The sequence below is a fragment of the Daquilactobacillus linshuiensis genome (assembly GCF_052828685.1).
The window spans coordinates 1,365,769-1,382,884 of the sequence record NZ_CM128255.1 but is presented as its reverse complement, the minus strand read 5'-3'; the positions used below and the strand labels follow the sequence as shown (position 1 = coordinate 1,382,884).

Sequence of the window (17,116 nt, the reverse complement as noted above, 5' to 3'; positions counted from 1 at the left end):
TTTCCTTAATGTTCAATTGCTAAACGGCTTATGTCATTGTTTATAAGCCTTGATCCATTTTATATAAATCTTGAAAGTGTTTATTAGTTTTAAATAGATATTTGGGACTTCCTTGCATTTCTATGTGTGAATTAGCTAAAAAAACTACAGTATTAGCGTAATTAATGTTATGTAGATGATGAGTTACCCATATAACAGTTTTGTCCTTTAAAACATCAAATAATGTTTCTAAGAGATTATTTTCAGTTATTGGATCTAGTCCAACTGTAGGTTCATCTAAAATGACTATTGGAGTATCTTGAAGAATAATCCTTGCTAACGCTAAACGTTGTTTTTCTCCACCGGAAAATCTCTGACCTGATTCTTCTACTAGTGTATTTAATTTGTCGGGAAGTTTTTCAATAGTATTAAGCATTCCGACTTTTTTTAAAGCATCAACGACTTGAGTATCACTTGCTTGTTGGTTTCCTAATCGTATATTATTCATAACCGATGTATTAAATAAAAATGGATTTTGATTAAGAACTGAAAAAATTTCACTTCTCTGAGTTTGAAGACTTAATACATCAATATCATTAATAGTAATCGATCCTTTGATTGGTCTTAAATCCCCCATTAATAGTTGTAAGATAGTGGTCTTACCAGAACCACTAGGTCCAATTATTGCTAAGTTACTACCTGCAGGAATTTCTTGTGAGAATGAAGATATTAACTCACTAGATTCATTTGAATATTTAAAAGAAATATCATTTATTTTTATTGATAAATTATTTAGATCAATTTTATTTTGTATATTTTTTTCTTTATTAACTAATTTAATAGAGTTAAGTCTAGTTATTGAGTTTTTGTACTCTGGCCACTCGTCAAAACCTTGACTAACTGGAATTAAAGAGTCTGAAAGCGGTAAAAGACCTAAAGCAAAAGCTGACACCCAGTTTGCTGCTTCTTGATTATTTGTAAATGTAAGATTTGTAAATATTAATAAAGAAACAACCATTAAACCAAAAATTATTTGCAAAAATAAATCTCGATTTTCAGAAAAATTAGAAGTTTTATTTTTGGATTGATTTAACTCCTTAATACTATTTGATGTTAGGTATTTAAAGTCTTCTTTTCTACCTGAAATTATCCAATCATTAGCGCCAAGAACATTATCTGTAAGTTCAGTATATAATTTTGACTTTATTTGTTTTTGCTTAAATTTCCTTACTTCTTGAACAGAAACTGAAATTAAAGGAACTAAGACGGTTTCAATTAGTAAAAGAAGTAATATTAAAAAGCCAAACCATAAATTGAACCAACCTAATCCGATACTTATTAATATAACAACTATATAACCGATTATTGTTGGAAAAATAGTTCTCAAAAATAGATTTTGAATATGATCAATATCATCGGCTAGTATTCCTAATATTTCACCGGTTTTATGTGTTTCATTAAAATAACTGGCATCATTTTCTAAAGTTGAATAGAGCTTTGTACGTAAATCAGAAGTGATTTTTAAAACCCAGTTATGGCTTCTTAGACGTTCTAAATATCTAAATACAGGTCTACCAATACCAAATGCGCGAGTTAATAAAACAGGGACATAGATTAATAAAATATTGTAGGGATGTGTGGCTGATTTATCAATGGTATATCCTGAAGTGAACATTAAAGCACCACCACAAAAAACGGTCATTGTACCAAGAAAGAAAATTACTAGAAGTAAAGATTTGTATTTGGTGAAATAAGGTTTTACCCACGTATCATTTTTCATATAGTATCACCTCTCATACTGCTTACTAAATCTACAAAGTATCCTTTTGAATTTTGCAGACTACTTGGAGTTCCCTGCTGAACTATTGAACCATCTTTTATAACAAGTACATAGTCCATTTCGTTAATCCAGTGTAAGCGATGTGTCGCTAAAATAACTAGATGATTATCAAATGCTTTTTCAAAATTTTTCTTTAAATTATATTCAGTTTCAATATCTAAATGGGCTGTAGGTTCATCAAGAAGGATAATTTTTCTTGATTTATCTAAAACTGCCCTAGCAATCATAATTCTTTGAGCTTGACCACCAGATATACCACGACCACCTTCACCAACTACTGTATTTAATCCTTTACTTAAAGAATTAATAAAATCTGTTAGTCCAGCGGTCTCAACAGCCTCATTAATTTCTTGATCCGTTGCTGATGGTTTATAAAATATTATATTATCTCTTATAGTTCCAGAAAACATATAAGGATTTTGCGGTATATAAGAAAACATTCTTTGCCAATTTTTCTGTGCAAAATTTGGTATTTTTTGTTGATTTATCTCTATTTTTTGAGGAGTATCTGGGTTTAAAAAACCTCCTAAAAGATTAATTAATGTTGTTTTACCAGAACCAGAAGCGCCAATAATTCCTATTTTTTGGTATCCTTTAAACTCAAAACTAGCATTTTTTATATCAGAATCTGAATTTGCTTTTGAATATGTAAAATTTAAGTTCTGTACTTTTAATGTACTATTTATTTCCCAGGAAATACTGGAGAGTAGGTCACTACTTTGACTGTCTTTTATAGATAGAATACTTAAAAGGTTACTCATTGCATTTTTACCATCAAGGGTTGCGTGATAGTCGTTAGAAAAGTCCCTTAGAGGTAAGAAGTATTCAGGAGCTAAAATTAAAGCTACAAGAGCTGGATATAATGAAATATTTCCATTTATTAATCCAAGGCCTAAAAAAATGGCTAAAATGGCAATTGATAGTGTTGTAATCCAATCCAATGCAAACGTTGATAATATAGCAACTTTCAAAGTGCTCATTGTACTCTTTCGATATTCTTCACTAACTTTATAAATATTATTGGTATATTTTTTACTAAGTCCGAGCATTTTTAAAGTAGGAAGACCACGTAAAGAGTCTAGATAATGATTTGATAAGATCTTGTATTGATCGTATTGCTTATTAGCTTTATCTTGCGCAGCATAACCGAGAATAATCATGAATAGTATTATTAATGGAACTAGTATTGTTAATGTGATACCAGATTTTATATCTTGAAAATAAATATATATTAATAAGATTGGTGGAATTACAGACATATTAATCATTTTTTCTGAGATTAAATTAATATAGTTTTCTGCCTGATCCATGCCGTCCAATGCATTTGTAACCAAGTTACCTGTACCAGTTGTACCAATCATTTTAGGTCCAGTTGTATATATTTTTTCAAGTAAGGATGATCTTAGATTATTGGCTGATTTTTGTGCAATTTTTTTCGTATATTTATGTTTAATCAAATTGATTAAGTGTCTAATTAAAAACGAAGTAAAGAATAAGAAAGTAGGTAAAAATATCGTTTTTAATTGTTTTTGTTCCCAGGAATTTACAAGAGCTTGAGATAAAAAAGTTGCTTGTAATAAAATAGCAAATGCTTGCAAAACGGTAAGTCCTGCAAGCATTGTAAATAGCTGCCTAATTCCTGGTAAACGTAGTAATCGTTTATCAATCATTTATGTTCACAGCCTTTATTATTATTTTTTATTTTTTGAGCTAACACGATGACTAAATACAACATATGCCCAAATGAAGTAGGCAAGCATTATAGGTAAAAGAACGCAAGCCACAATTGTCATTATAGTCAAAGTGTAAGGTGAAGCAGCAGCATCTTTAATTAAGATACTATGTGCGGGGTTTGTAGCAATCATAACACGAGGGAATAGTCCGTTGAATAACAAAACTACGACAAATGCTAATGATAAGCCACTGCCTACAAGAGATAGGCCTTCTTTGTCTTTTAATACACCAAAGTAACCTATTAAAGACATGATTACTATTAACAATGTAATTATTAATGAAGAAGTAAAACGTCTAGTAAAGAAATCTGTTTGTAAGTAAACTAATACAGCAAAGACAACTTCACCAATAAATAAAATTGGATATAAAATTTTATTCAAGTCTAGTGCTCTTTGACGCAATGCACCAGTAGTTTTCATTCTTATAAAATTAAGTCCGTGGATTAAAGACATTAGTGTTCCGGCTACACCACCAACGATAGATAATAGATTTACAATTTGTCCAAAAGTTGGAAAGGCATTTCCAGAAGCATCCATTGTTATCCCTTGTACAAGACTTAAAAACATCATACATAATAAAAATGGTGCAGCTGTACTTCCGATGAATAACATCCAAAGCCAGAAATTCTTGCCTGCTTTAGTTTCAGCATGTGCAGTGAATTCAAAAGAAACACCACGAATAATTAAAGAAGTTAAAACTAAAAGTAATAAAATGTAATATCCAGAAAATAATGAAGCATACCACATTGGAAGTGAAGCAAACATTGCACCTCCAGCAGTTACCAACCAAGTTTCATTACCGTCCCAGTGAGGGCCGATAGAAGACATTAAAGCTAAACGTTCATCTTGATTCTTGGCGATTAGTCTAGTTGCCATTCCAACCCCATAGTCAAATCCTTCTAGGAAGAAGAAACCAACAAATAATACACAAATTAAAACGAACCATAATAATTGTAATGAAGTCATTATTCAAACGCCTCCTTATTTAGAGGATCGACATTTAATACTTCTGAATTACCGTCAAAACTTGGTCCATGATTTAAAGTCTTCTTTGAATACCAAATCATAACACCACCAAGTAAAGTAAATAATGCGAAGTATAAAATATTACTAAATAGAAGTTGACCAACAGTTGATGTTGGTGAAACAGCATCAGCAATTGTGTACAATCCATAAACAATCCAAGGATATCTTCCTAGTTCGGTTACTAACCATCCGGCAGTATTGCCTAAGAAAGGAACCCAAATGAATACTCCAAGGATATATAACCACCATCTTTTTGTTTCAACATTGTCGGTTTTTTTACGATTAAAGAATAAACCAAGTGCAGAAATTAAAACAAATAATCCGCCGATTCCAGCCATCAATCTGAAACTATAAAATAGTGTCTTTGGTGGAACATAGTAATCTTTTATTTTCTTACTAAATTTATTATCAAATTTTTCATGCATTTCCTTATTAATTGTATTCATACCTTTTACAGAACCTGATGGTTTGTGATATGTAAGTATACTTAATACATAAGGAACTTCGATTTGATTAGATGCTTTATGATGCTTTGCATCAATAGATTCAACAATTGCCCAAGGGGCAGGATCTTTTGTATCTTTGTAGATACCTTCAGTTGCAGCAAACTTCATTGGTTGATCTTTAATAACTTGTTGCATTTGAAGATCACCAGTTATTAAAGTTGTAAGAGAAGCTATAAATGCTACCCATAAACCAACGCGCATTGATCTTTTGTAGAAAGGAATTTCTTGTTTCTTTAAAAGACCCCATGCACTCATACCCACAATTACAAAAGCTGCAGTAGCAAAAGCTGCAATAATTAAATGTGGGAATACATTCCATAGTTGTGGATTTTTTACAACAGCACCAAAATCAAGTAACTTAACACGATGTGTCACAGTGTTAATTTCATAACCTGTTGGATGTTGCATAAAACTGTTCGCAGCTAAAATCCAAATGGCTGATAACATCGTACCAATACTTGTTAGCCAAATAAATGATAAATGAGTACCTGGTTTAACACGATCCCAAGTGAACATCCATAAACCAATAAAAACTGATTCCATGAAAAAAGCTAATAAAGCTTCAATTGCTAAAGGAGCTCCAAAAATATCTCCCATAAATCTAGAATAATTTGACCAATTCATACCGAATTGGAATTCTTGAATAAGACCAGTAACAATACCTACAGCAAAACTAAGTAGAAATATTTTTCCCCAAAATTGTGCCATCTTTTTATAAACATCGTCTTTTTTTCTCACATATAAAGTTTCCATTATTGCAACAATGAATCCCATACCAATAGAAAATGGTACAAAGAAAAAGTGGAAAATTGTTGTCATAGCAAACTGAAAGCGTGCTAAATTGACGATGCTAAGCCCAAGACCTAACATTTCTATATCCTCCTTATATAAGTGCTTTCATAAGTAATATTAAGTGTGCACGTATATATTATCAAGAGGTTAACATTAATTTTTTTATAAAGATAAAAGATTGACCACAAAAGCGGTGAAAACGTGTACAAAAAAAGACGATTTTAAAATATCGTCTTTTAAATTTTAACAAAATGATTAATTGGACCAAATTTATGTCCGATATCCATTTCATTTTTTATAGCAGCATGGGTAAATAATTTTGCTGTTTTTACACTATCAGAAAGACTGTTTCCTTTAGAAATTTCTGAAACTATACAAGCGGCTAATGTATCGCCTGTTCCATTTACACGATTTGTCTTTATATATTCTTCAGATAGCCAAAGGGTTTCACCATTTTCTAGTAATAATAAGTCCTTAACTTCAGACTGATTATCGTCATTGTGCTTTCCTTTTAGTAGAACATTTTTTACACCCATCTTCTGTAATTTCTTAGCGGCAACAATCATATCGTCGTCATTTAATATTTGCATATCGGCTAATTTTTGAGCTTCATAAAAGTTTGGTGTGATTATGTCAGCTAGTGGAAGAAGTTCATTTATCAAAGTTTTGTAGGCTGATTCTTCAAGTAACATATCACCATGTTTTGTAATAATGACAGGGTCAAGAACAAAGAAACCAAAGTCATATTTTTTTATATTATCGACAACTGTTTTTATTGTTGGTGTATCTGCTAGCATACCAGTTTTAAAGGCTGAAATATTAAAATCTTCAGCCAGAGCTTTGAATTGGGCTTCAATAAAATCAACAGGCATAATGTGACTTGCTGATATTTGATAGGAATTACCTGCTACAGCAGCAGTCAATATGGACATTCCATAAGTATTACGAGCCATAAAAGTTTTTAAATCAGCCTGAGCACCTGCACTTCCATCACTATCTGATCCTGCAATTGTTAAGACTTGTGGATATGAAATCATGATAGTTACCTCTCTTTGTATTTTTTTATTATATATTAATTAAATAATAACATTTGTTGTTAGCATAGTTCTTATTAATTCATAAATAAACTAAAATGGTTTATGATTTTAATAATGACAAAAAGTTTTCAAGGAGAAAATTATGAAAATTGGGTTTATAGGTGCTGGAAGCATTGGTAGCGCGATGATAAAAGGGTTGATCCATTCAGGAATTAATCCAGATGATATATTAGTTAAAGGTGGGCGCTCTAATAGAACAAAAGAGCTCCAAAAAGAACTGAATTTCAAAATCGTTAGCAACATAATCGATTTAAGAGATACCGATATAATTGTTATAGCCGTTGGTTCTCTTGCATTAAAAGATGTTTTTAATGAGTTGAAAGAATTTGTTAAAAACCAAGTTATAGTGTCCGTTTCAGGTGGATCAACGATTGAATTTATGCAAAGTTACCTTCCTAATCATGCAACGGCTTTTGCGATTCCTAACACTCCAGTAAGTATTGGCGAAGGAGTAACTGGAATATCTTACGCCAAAGAATTTAATGAAGGCCAAAAAGAATTAGTAAAAGATGTTTTTGAAAGAATGGGTAAACTGATTGAAGTTCCCGAAGAACAGTTAGGAATATTTGGAACTGTTGCAGGATGTAGCCCAGCATTTATTGATATTTTAATAGAAGCATTAAGCGATGCGGGCGTCTTAAATGGACTACCAAGAAAACTATCTTATGAAGCAGTTATTCAAATGCTAATTGGTTCTTCTAAACTTGCACAGCAAAGCAAAGGACATGTTGCACAGTTGAAAGATCAAGTTACGAGTCCTGGAGGAAGTACAATTAGAGGAGTAGCAGCATTAGAAGAAAATGGATTTAGAAATGCACTTATTAAGGCAATAAACGCTGCAAATAATGGGTAAAAAAGCTGACTAAATAACTAATAGTCAGCTTTTTTATTTGAATTGGGCGTTATATAGTTGTGCATATTGACCGTTCTTTTCTAAAAGTTCGTTGTGAGTTCCTGTTTCAACAACTTTACCATTATCCATTACCACAATTTTATCAGCGCTATGAACGGTAGATAGTCTGTGTGCGATTACAAGGGATGTTTTATTTTTTAATAAATTATCTAAAGCATGTTGAATATTTTTTTCTGACTCATTATCAAGTGCTGCAGTTGCTTCATCAAGTATAATAACTGGAGCATTTTTTAAGACTGCTCTAGCAATTGAAATACGTTGCTTTTGTCCACCGGATAATCTCATTCCTCGTTCTCCAACTTGTGTTTTAATGCCATCTGGAAGATCGGATATAAACTTATCAATATCAGCAATTTTTGCAGCTTGCCAAACTTCTTCATCACTAGCATCTTGATTTCCGTAGCGAATATTTTCTTCTAAAGTACCATCGGTAATCAAAATGTCTTGAGCAACAATGGAAATATTTTTTCTTAAAGAGTTAATTTTAATTTTGCTTATTGGAGTATCGTCATATAAAATTTTCCCACTATTTATATCAAATAATCTATCAAGTAATTGGGTTATTGTAGTCTTTCCAGCACCAGAATGTCCTACTAATGCAGTTACTTTTCCAAATGGGATATTAAAAGTAATATCTTTCAAAACAGATGGATTCTTACCGGAAGATTCTTTATTTGGATATTTGAAATAAACTTTGTTTAAAAATATTCCATTTGAAAGTTTTGGAAAATCAACAGCTTCCGGACTATCAACAATTTCAGGTTCAGTTTTTAGAATTTCAGTAATTCTACCATATGAAACTAAAGATTGTTGGAGTTGGTTTAATAGAGCTGTCATTGCACGAATTGGTGTTTGTAACATTGAAACATAGCTAATATAAGCTACTAATTGTCCAATTGTAAGTTGTCTATGTATTACAAAATAGGTTCCTAACAATAATACAATTGCAGTTCCAAGATAATTTATAAAATCAACAAGTGGAGAAAATATAGCCTGATTTTGAATTGCATTTATATTATTTTCCCTATTGTCATGAGCAAACTTGTTAAATCTTTCTTCTTCAAAGTCTTCGCTGGAATAGCTTTTTATTAGTTGAATTTGAGTAAGAGTATTTTGCATTTGATTAGACATCTTAGCTTGTGATGCTCTAACTTTCATAAATGCAGAACGAATACGATTTCTAAATACTCTATAAATCAAAAACATGAATGGTAAAGTGAGTGATACTGCAAGAGCAATTATCCAGTTTTCTATGAATAAAAAACTTAAAACGCCTATAAATGTGAATATGTTACCTATCATAGCTAGCATATTTGGTGAGATTAAACTCTGTAAGTTATTAATATCACCATTTAAGCGTTCCATTAGGTCACCAGTCTTACTGGACTTAAAAAAGTTAGTATCCATTCGTAATATATCTTTATAGAGATTTTCTCGTAATTTGGTTATAGAATTTTGACTCATAACTCCAATATAATAGGTCGAAAGATAATTAAATATGCCTAAAATAGCAGCTGTAATAAGTAATGTAATTATTGATAGTAGTAGTAATCGGTAATCTGATTTTGGAATAACTTTATCAATAATAAACTGCGTGAATTGGGGCATTACAAACTTTAAGAAAGTGATTATAATCAGTAACAAAATATTACTAATCAATAACCAACGTCTCTTTAAAACGGTTCTAAAGACAAAGGTAAACATGTCTAGCATGGAGTTTTCTTGACTGTTTTTATCCATAAGATAACCTCCTATAATAAATTTTTTATCACATCATTCTACTTCTTAATTAATTATAATGATAATAAAAAAGCTTAGATATTAATCTAGGCTTTATTTGATATAATTTTCTTCACATTTTTTTTGAAATTGGGTAACTGTTAGTAATGCAGCAATTACAATTCCTATAATTACTACTCCATAAAATGTACCTATTATTAGGTTGCTAGAAAAAATAGAAACAGTGGCTTTAAAAAACCAAGTAGACGCAGCAAACCCTAAACTTGTAATAGCAGAGAAGCTACCAATAATAATCGGATATTTCTTTTTTGAAGATAAATTTGAAAGAATAAAAGGAATTGTAGAAAGTGTAATTGATGTACCAGATCCCATAATAAATGCTCCTATTACAGAAGCAATGAAACTATGGAAGCAAATAAAAATAATTGCCCCTAAAACAAAAGCAAGTTGTCCAATTGCTAGAAGATAGCGTTTAAAAATATGAGTAAGTGTATTTATTGACAGACCTACGACAATAGAAGCTGCCCTTAAAAATAGTAGTGTAGTACCCGCAGTACTTGGTCCACCAATATTAAATTCGTGTAGGTAGACAGCAATTTTTGTATTTAAAACAGCTCCTAAAACTAGACTGAAGAAACCAAGAAGTAATAAAGAAATGATTAGGATCCAGCCTGTTTTACTAATTTCTTGATCTGGAATGTCTCTAGATTCAATATTTGATTGGTCGTTTGGTTTAATATTTGGAATAAACAGTATCGCAAATATTAAAGTGACTAAAGCAGCCCCATAAACATAGTAGTTATGTACCCAACTAATCTCTGCCAGGAGTCCTCCGGTAAACATAAATAGCATTGAAAATCCATCTTCTAAAGCGATGTTTATACCAAACATTTTGGATAGCTTTTTTCCTGAAAAAGTTTTAGCGGTTAAGCTGGGAATAACTGTTGTTATTGCACCTGTACCAAATCCTACTATTAAGGCAAATGTAAGAAGTTGGTTTACATCATGATGAATTATTATTGGAAATAACCCACCTATTATTAATAAAATTGAACCAATAATTGCGGCCATTTTATAAGTGATTTTTTGAAGAAGATAACCAAAAATAATTGCAGAAAGCATTGATGAGATATCACCTATTGATGCAATAGATTCAACTTTTGTTGGATCAGTATTTGGAAAAGCTTGTTGAATTTTGCTAATAGATGGAGATAAGACAGATCCTAATCTACTAGCCATAGTTAAAGCAATAATTCCAATAAATATAAATACGATACGATTTTTATTTTGTTTGGTCATAAAATAGTGTCTCCTTTACACACTTTATTAATATTACTGAATTTATAATTTATTTCAAATAATACCCCTTGTTTGGAATTGTATTTTTTTTTGTTAAAATGTGGTTAGTGAGAATATCTAGTCAGATATATTTTGAGGAGATAATTATGAAAAGATCAAAAGCATATAGAGTTGCAATTTTGGGGATTTTAAGTGCAATTATTATCTTGCAATCATTAGTTCCAATGATTGGATATTTGCCACTTGGATTTGTAAATCTAACAATTGTTCATATTACCGTAATTGTCGCTGCTGTAATTCTAGGTCCTACAGACGGGGCAATTATAGGACTGATTTGGGGGATATTTTCTTTATTTAGAGCTTTGACATCTCCAACAAGCCCTATAGAAGCTATTGTATTTACTAATCCAATTGTTTCAATTATTCCAAGAATTTTAGTTGGATGGTTCTCAGGATTAGTATATAAAGGATTAAAACCAAGATTTAATAAAGTATTGTCAATGGGATTTGCCGCTGCAATAGGATCAATTACAAATACTGTGTTGGTACTTACCTTGATGAGACTAATGTATACAGGAGTCTTGATGAGTACTTACAAAGTGACATCAGGTGCTTTAAATGGAGTATTAATGGGAATAGTTGGCGCAAATGGTATTCCCGAAATGATTGGAGCAATTATATTAGTTCCATTAATTTCAATGACAATAATAAAGACAAATAAGTTTTTAGATGACTAAAAAAGTTACTAACAATTAGTTAGTAACTTTTTTATTTTCTAATATCTTGTTGGCTATAGCATTTGCAATATTCATATTGCGTAACAATGGTCCATGAGAGTAACTACCAATTGTAGATTTGTATCTCATACCCTCAAAACCTTCATCAGGATTATTTCCATATCCTTCAATCATTTTTCCAAATGGTTTTAATACTTCTTTATCATCAAAATAAGTTCTTCCACTATGATTTTCAAACGCAGTAACAGTTCCCCACTCTGTTTCGTATTTTGTATCACCAATCATTCTACTGTCTGCTTTGAATATTGTATGAAGCGGTAAGATTCCTAATCCTTGAATCTTTTTACCAGCACTAGTTAAGTAATATTCCCCTAATAGTTGATACCCTCCGCAGATTCCGAGCATTGGACGATCTGATTCTATGTATTTAGATATGGTTTCTTTATGGTGTTGCAAGTCTTGAGCAACAACGGATTGTTCAAAATCTTGTCCACCGCCAAAAAACAAAAAATCATAATCAAAAGCATCAAAATCGTCATCAAGACTGATGTTGTCTACTGTTGTTGTATAACCTTTTTCCTTAAAAATATAAGATAGTATTTTAATGTCTCCGCTATCTCCGTACGTGTTCATTAAGTCTTCGTATAAATATGCAATTTTTATATTTTTATTTTCTGTTGTCATGGCTATCCTCAAATGTAAATTTGTTATATTCTTATTATTATAGTAGAAAATGGAGCAAAAGATATGAATAAAGAAATTAATAAACAAAGTTTATCAGAATTTAAAGAAAATTTGAAACAACATGCAAAAAGTGAGGTTTTAAAAAATGCAGTTGCTAATGTTGGAATTAATAAAGTGGCACAAAATTTCAATAATGCACATATGAATGATACTTTTTCCATAGATTTAAAAACTGGAAAAGTAAGCAATCAAAAAAAGTCGGGGCGCTGTTGGTTGTTTTCAACTTTAACCAATTTAAGAACAGATTTTGCGAAAAATTATAAAGTGAAGGATTTTGAATTATCTCAAAATTACTTATCTTTTTATGACAGACTAGAAAAAGCTAATTATTTTTTTAAGAATGTAGTAGAGACTGCTAATTTACCAATAGATGATAGAAAAGTTTCTGTTATCTTTCAATATTCTAATGATGATGGAGGACAGTGGCAATATTCTGCTAATCTTGTAAAAAAATATGGAGTAGTTCCTAATTATGTAATGCCAGAAACATATAATTCCGAAAACACTGAAGAGTTCAGTTCAATAATAAATAATTACTTAAGAAAAAAGGGACTTGAATTAAGAGAGTTAATCAAAAAAGGAAAATCAATTGATACGTTTATTGATAAAAGTATGAATGATGTTTACAGAATGTGTACTTATGCATTTGGTGAACCTGTTAATAAATTTGATTTAATGATTCGTGATGATAATGAAAAATTAATAGAAGAAAAGAATATATCACCACAAGAGTTTTATGAAAAATATTTTAATCTAGATTTAGATGAATACATTTCAATTATGAATTCACCACAAGAGAGTAAAGAATTTAATAAAGTATATACTATTGACACTCAGGGTAATATTGTAGGAATGACTGATGAAAAATTCTTAAATAAGCCAATCGAAAGGTTAAAAGAATTGGCAATAAAACAAATGAAAAATGGAGAAACTGTCTGGTTTGGAAATGATGTAGGCGCACAGTCATTAAGAGAAGAGGGAATGTTGTCGGGAGAGTTATTTGATTATGATTCCTTATTTGATATTGATTCTAAAATGACAAAAGGACAACGTTTAGATACACATGAAGGGCAAGTTTCACATGCAATGGTATTAACTGGAGTAGATCTTGAAAAAAACAAGCCTACAAAGTGGAAAGTTGAAAATTCATGGGGAGAAGAAGTCGGCAAAAAAGGTTACTTTGTAATGGACGATAAATGGTTTGATGAATATGTTTATGAGGTAGTAATAAATAAAAAATACCTAACTGAAGAAGAAGTTCAACAATATAATCAAGAACCAATTGTACTTCCAAGTTGGGATGCGATGGCATAAATAAATATTATAAAATAAAAATATTTTATATTTTACTCTGAAGGTTTAAATGGACTTTCAGAGTATTTTTGTAATTAAATTAGTAAGAAGTAAAGTTGAATTTATGCAACTTTTCATATACTATTATTACTGATGTGAAACAAAAATTTGTTTCATAAAACACAGGTAGGGTGAATAATGTTTCCGGATGAATTTAAAGAAAAACTTTTAGAAAATAATATTGAATTAACACAAACTCAGATGGATCAGTTTGCCATTTATTTTGACTTTTTGATAGCCGAAAATAAAAAAATGAATCTAACTGCTATAACTGACGAAAAGCAAGTTTATTTGAAGCATTTTTATGATTCTATTACCTTAGGATTTGAATATGAGGATCTTTTAGATAAAAGTATTAAGATATGTGATGTTGGGTCTGGAGCGGGTTTTCCTATTATTCCACTTAAAATTGTAAATCCCAACCTGGATATCACGATAATTGATTCCCTTGGAAAAAGAATTAATTTTTTAAATGAATTAGCAACAAAGTTAGGAATTACAAATTATAATTTTGTTCATATGCGTGCAGAAGATGCTGGAAAAAACATTGAGTATCGAGAAAAATTTGATTTAGTTGTTGCCAGAGCAGTTGCAAGGTTAAATGTATTATCAGAGCTTTGTTTACCGCTAACAAGAATAAACGGTACTTTTTTAGCAATGAAATCAGAAAGTGCACCTCAAGAACTTATTGATGCTAAAAAAGCTATTGCAACTCTAGGTGGAAAAATTATAGACACTAAAGAATTCATTCTTTCTAACGACACTGGAAAAAGAGTGATTATTGAAATTGAGAAGAAAAAAATCACTCCTAATCAATATCCTAGAAAAGCTGGAACTCCAAATAAAAAACCAATTAAATAGGAGATAAAAATGGCATCATTTTTTAATAAAATAACTGGAAAAAAAGATGAAGATAATATTCCTAATAAAAATGAAATAGTTTCAATAAAAGTTGATAGCATTATTCCTAATAGATATCAACCAAGAACCGAGTTTGATGAAAGTGCTATAGAAGAGCTATCAAAAACTATAAATGAACATGGACTGCTTCAACCCATTGTTGTTCGTGAATATGATCAAGATAAATATGAAATAATTGCCGGAGAAAGGCGTTATAGAGCTGTTAAAAAGTTAGGTTGGGAAAATATTCATGCAATAGTTAACAACCTAACTGATAGTGAAACAGCTTCAATGGGAGTTATTGAAAATCTTCAAAGAGAAAATTTAAACCCCATTGAAGAGGCTGAAGCTTATCTTGAATTAATGAGAGTGAACGATTTAACTCAAAGTGAGCTTTCAGAGCAATTAGGAAAAAGCCAGTCGTATGTAGCCAATAAATTAAGACTTTTAAAGTTGGATAATAAAATTACTGTTGCGATTGCTAACGAAAAAATATCTCAGCGTCATGGAAGAGCTCTGTTAGCTTTAGATGACAAAAATAAGCAAATTGAAGTATTCGAAAAAATTCTTCAAGATGGTTTGAATGTTAAGCAAACTGAAAATCTAATAACTAAAATTATATCTGGAAAAGGTGTCGTTAAACAAAACGAAAGAAAAGCAGTTTCAATTAATAAAAATATAAAAATTGCTGCAAATACAATTAAAAAGTCAGTGTCTATGATTAAAGATACCGGTATAAATGTAAAAACTGAAGAACATGACAATAAAGAAGAATATGAAATAATTATTAAGATTAAAAAATAATAAGGAGTAGCAAAATGGCCAAAGTAATATCTGTTGCCAATCAAAAAGGTGGTGTTGGTAAAACAACTACAACTATTAATCTTGGTGCAAGTTTGACTGAGTTAGATCAACGTGTATTAATTGTTGATATTGATCCACAAGGTAATGCGACAAGTGGATTAGGAATAAAAAAAGCTGATGTAGAAAAAGATGTTTATGATGTACTAGTAAACGAATATCCATTGAAAGAAACGATAATCCACACTCAAAGAAAAAACCTTGATATTGTACCTGCTACTATTCAATTAGCTGGAGCTGAGATGGAACTAACTTCTATGATAGCAAGAGAAACGCGGCTAAAATCTGGTCTGGAAGAAGTTCAAAAAGATTATGACTTCATATTGTTAGATTGTCCTCCATCACTGGGCCAATTATCAATTAATGCTTTTACAGCAAGCAATTCAATAGTTATACCAGTACAAACTGAGTACTATGCGCTTGAAGGATTAAGCCAATTATTAAATACAGTTAGATTGGTTCAAAAACATTTTAATAAAGATTTAGCTATAGAAGGTGTTTTACTAACGATGTTAGATAGTAGAACTAACTTAGGTGCTCAAGTTGTAGAAGAAGTGCAAAGCTATTTTGGAGATCGTGTTTATGAAACAATAATTCCACGTAATACAAAATTAGCACAAGCACCAAGTTACGGTTTGCCAATTATAGATTTTGAAAAAACATCACCAGGTGCAAAGCTTTATATGGATTTAGCAAAGGAAGTGTTATCTGATGCCAAATAGTAAAAATACAAAGGGATTAGGAAAAGGAATTGATGCAATTTTTTCTGATTTCGAAGGACAGAATGTGGATGCAACAGAAGAAAATGTTCTAGATCTTAGAATTGATAAAATTCGTCCTAATCCATATCAACCAAGAAAAAATTTTAATGAAGAGTCTTTAGAAGATCTTTCTAATTCAATTAAAGAAAATGGTGTTTTTCAACCAATCATTGTCAGACAAAGTGTTAATGGATATGAAATAATTGCTGGAGAAAGACGCTTTAGAGCAAGTAAATTAGCAAAAAAAGAAACAATACCAGCTATTGTTAGAGATTTAGATGAACGTCAGATGCTTGAAATTGCAGTTCTTGAAAATCTTCAAAGAGAAGACCTATCTCCAATTGAAGAAGCTGAAGCATATGATACGTTAATAAAAAAATTAAAGATAACTCAAGAAGAAGTATCTAAAAGATTAGGAAAAAGTAGACCTTATATTGCAAACTACTTAAGACTACTTAACTTGCCAACAATGACTAAGAAATATTTGAAAAATGGCAAGCTATCAATGGGACAGGCTAGAACATTACTTGGTTTAAAAGATAAAGAAAAAATAGATTATTTAGCTAAAATGGTTGTTCAAAAAGGAATTACAGTTAGAGAACTTGAAAGAATGGTTACAGAAGCTAATAATTCTAAACCCAGACCATTAAAGAGAGTTCCACAAAAATCTCCATTTATTAAAGCTAGTGTTGAAGAATTAATTACAAAATTTGATACACCTATTGATATTTCTGAAAATAAAGATGGACATGGAAAAATTCAAATAGATTTTAAATCTACTGATGATTTAAATAGAATTTTAGATATTTTGGGAATTAATATCGACTAGGAGGAA

The 17,116-nt window shown here is 30.7% G+C and carries 15 protein-coding genes; 7 read left to right on the top strand and 8 right to left on the bottom strand.

What is annotated here, in order from left to right; translation table 11 throughout:
• Window positions 1-40 precede the first annotated feature (40 nt).
• The 5 genes from cydC to thiD form a co-directional block, all read right to left on the bottom strand.
• The gene (gene cydC, locus ACUV9F_RS07410; RefSeq protein WP_446183633.1) at window positions 41-1,759 is read right to left on the bottom strand and encodes a thiol reductant ABC exporter subunit CydC; all 1,719 of its coding nucleotides are present in this window, start codon (window positions 1,757-1,759) and stop codon (window positions 41-43) included.
• Window positions 1,756-3,489, bottom strand: a complete 1,734-nt coding sequence (gene cydD, locus ACUV9F_RS07405; protein ID WP_446183632.1) for a thiol reductant ABC exporter subunit CydD — start codon at window positions 3,487-3,489, stop codon at window positions 1,756-1,758. The genes cydC and cydD overlap by 4 nt, the downstream gene beginning before the upstream one ends.
• A gap of 21 nt (window positions 3,490-3,510) precedes the next feature.
• Window positions 3,511-4,518, bottom strand: coding sequence for a cytochrome d ubiquinol oxidase subunit II (gene cydB / locus ACUV9F_RS07400; RefSeq protein WP_446183631.1), 1,008 nt, complete (start codon window positions 4,516-4,518; stop codon window positions 3,511-3,513).
• Complete coding sequence (locus ACUV9F_RS07395) at window positions 4,518-5,954, bottom strand: cytochrome ubiquinol oxidase subunit I (protein ID WP_446183630.1); 1,437 nt, start codon at window positions 5,952-5,954, stop codon at window positions 4,518-4,520. Before ACUV9F_RS07395 ends, cydB begins: the two co-directional genes overlap by 1 nt.
• A gap of 158 nt (window positions 5,955-6,112) precedes the next feature.
• Complete coding sequence (gene thiD, locus ACUV9F_RS07390) at window positions 6,113-6,916, bottom strand: bifunctional hydroxymethylpyrimidine kinase/phosphomethylpyrimidine kinase (RefSeq protein ID WP_446184368.1); 804 nt, start codon at window positions 6,914-6,916, stop codon at window positions 6,113-6,115.
• A 139-nt stretch (window positions 6,917-7,055) separates the two neighbouring features.
• Between thiD and proC the strand changes: the two genes are divergently transcribed.
• The gene (gene proC, locus ACUV9F_RS07385; RefSeq protein ID WP_446183629.1) at window positions 7,056-7,826 is read left to right on the top strand and encodes a pyrroline-5-carboxylate reductase; all 771 of its coding nucleotides are present in this window, start codon (window positions 7,056-7,058) and stop codon (window positions 7,824-7,826) included.
• A gap of 33 nt (window positions 7,827-7,859) precedes the next feature.
• Here proC and ACUV9F_RS07380 read toward each other — a convergent pair whose 3' ends face one another.
• On the bottom strand, window positions 7,860-9,626 hold the full coding sequence (locus ACUV9F_RS07380; RefSeq protein ID WP_446183628.1) for an ABC transporter ATP-binding protein: 1,767 nt from the start codon (window positions 9,624-9,626) through the stop codon (window positions 7,860-7,862).
• Between the two features lie 93 nt (window positions 9,627-9,719).
• Window positions 9,720-10,925, bottom strand: a complete 1,206-nt coding sequence (locus ACUV9F_RS07375) for an MFS transporter (RefSeq protein ID WP_446183627.1) — start codon at window positions 10,923-10,925, stop codon at window positions 9,720-9,722.
• Between the two features lie 143 nt (window positions 10,926-11,068).
• On the opposite strand from ACUV9F_RS07375, the gene ACUV9F_RS07370 reads away from it, so the two are divergent.
• Window positions 11,069-11,662: an ECF transporter S component gene (locus tag ACUV9F_RS07370; protein ID WP_446184367.1), complete on the top strand. Its 594-nt coding sequence runs from the start codon at window positions 11,069-11,071 to the stop codon at window positions 11,660-11,662.
• A gap of 15 nt (window positions 11,663-11,677) precedes the next feature.
• On the opposite strand, the gene ACUV9F_RS07365 is transcribed toward ACUV9F_RS07370, so the two are convergent.
• Complete coding sequence (locus tag ACUV9F_RS07365) at window positions 11,678-12,346, bottom strand: type 1 glutamine amidotransferase (RefSeq protein WP_446183626.1); 669 nt, start codon at window positions 12,344-12,346, stop codon at window positions 11,678-11,680.
• A gap of 63 nt (window positions 12,347-12,409) precedes the next feature.
• Between ACUV9F_RS07365 and ACUV9F_RS07360 the strand changes: the two genes are divergently transcribed.
• The 5 genes from ACUV9F_RS07360 to ACUV9F_RS07340 all read left to right on the top strand — a co-directional run bounded on the left by ACUV9F_RS07360 (window position 12,410) and on the right by ACUV9F_RS07340 (window position 17,110).
• On the top strand, window positions 12,410-13,720 hold the full coding sequence (locus ACUV9F_RS07360; RefSeq protein ID WP_446183625.1) for a C1 family peptidase: 1,311 nt from the start codon (window positions 12,410-12,412) through the stop codon (window positions 13,718-13,720).
• A 177-nt stretch (window positions 13,721-13,897) separates the two neighbouring features.
• Entirely contained in the window at window positions 13,898-14,620 is a 723-nt protein-coding gene (rsmG, locus tag ACUV9F_RS07355; RefSeq protein WP_446183624.1) for a 16S rRNA (guanine(527)-N(7))-methyltransferase RsmG, read from the top strand.
• A 9-nt stretch (window positions 14,621-14,629) separates the two neighbouring features.
• On the top strand, window positions 14,630-15,463 hold the full coding sequence (gene noc, locus ACUV9F_RS07350) for a nucleoid occlusion protein (RefSeq protein WP_446183623.1): 834 nt from the start codon (window positions 14,630-14,632) through the stop codon (window positions 15,461-15,463).
• 14 nt (window positions 15,464-15,477) lie between these two features.
• The gene (locus tag ACUV9F_RS07345) at window positions 15,478-16,242 is read left to right on the top strand and encodes a ParA family protein (protein ID WP_446183622.1); all 765 of its coding nucleotides are present in this window, start codon (window positions 15,478-15,480) and stop codon (window positions 16,240-16,242) included.
• Window positions 16,232-17,110 carry a ParB/RepB/Spo0J family partition protein gene (locus tag ACUV9F_RS07340; RefSeq protein ID WP_446183621.1) on the top strand — a complete coding sequence of 293 codons (879 nt, stop codon included), beginning with the start codon at window positions 16,232-16,234 and terminating at the stop codon, window positions 17,108-17,110. The genes ACUV9F_RS07345 and ACUV9F_RS07340 overlap by 11 nt, the downstream gene beginning before the upstream one ends.
• Window positions 17,111-17,116 lie beyond the last annotated feature (6 nt).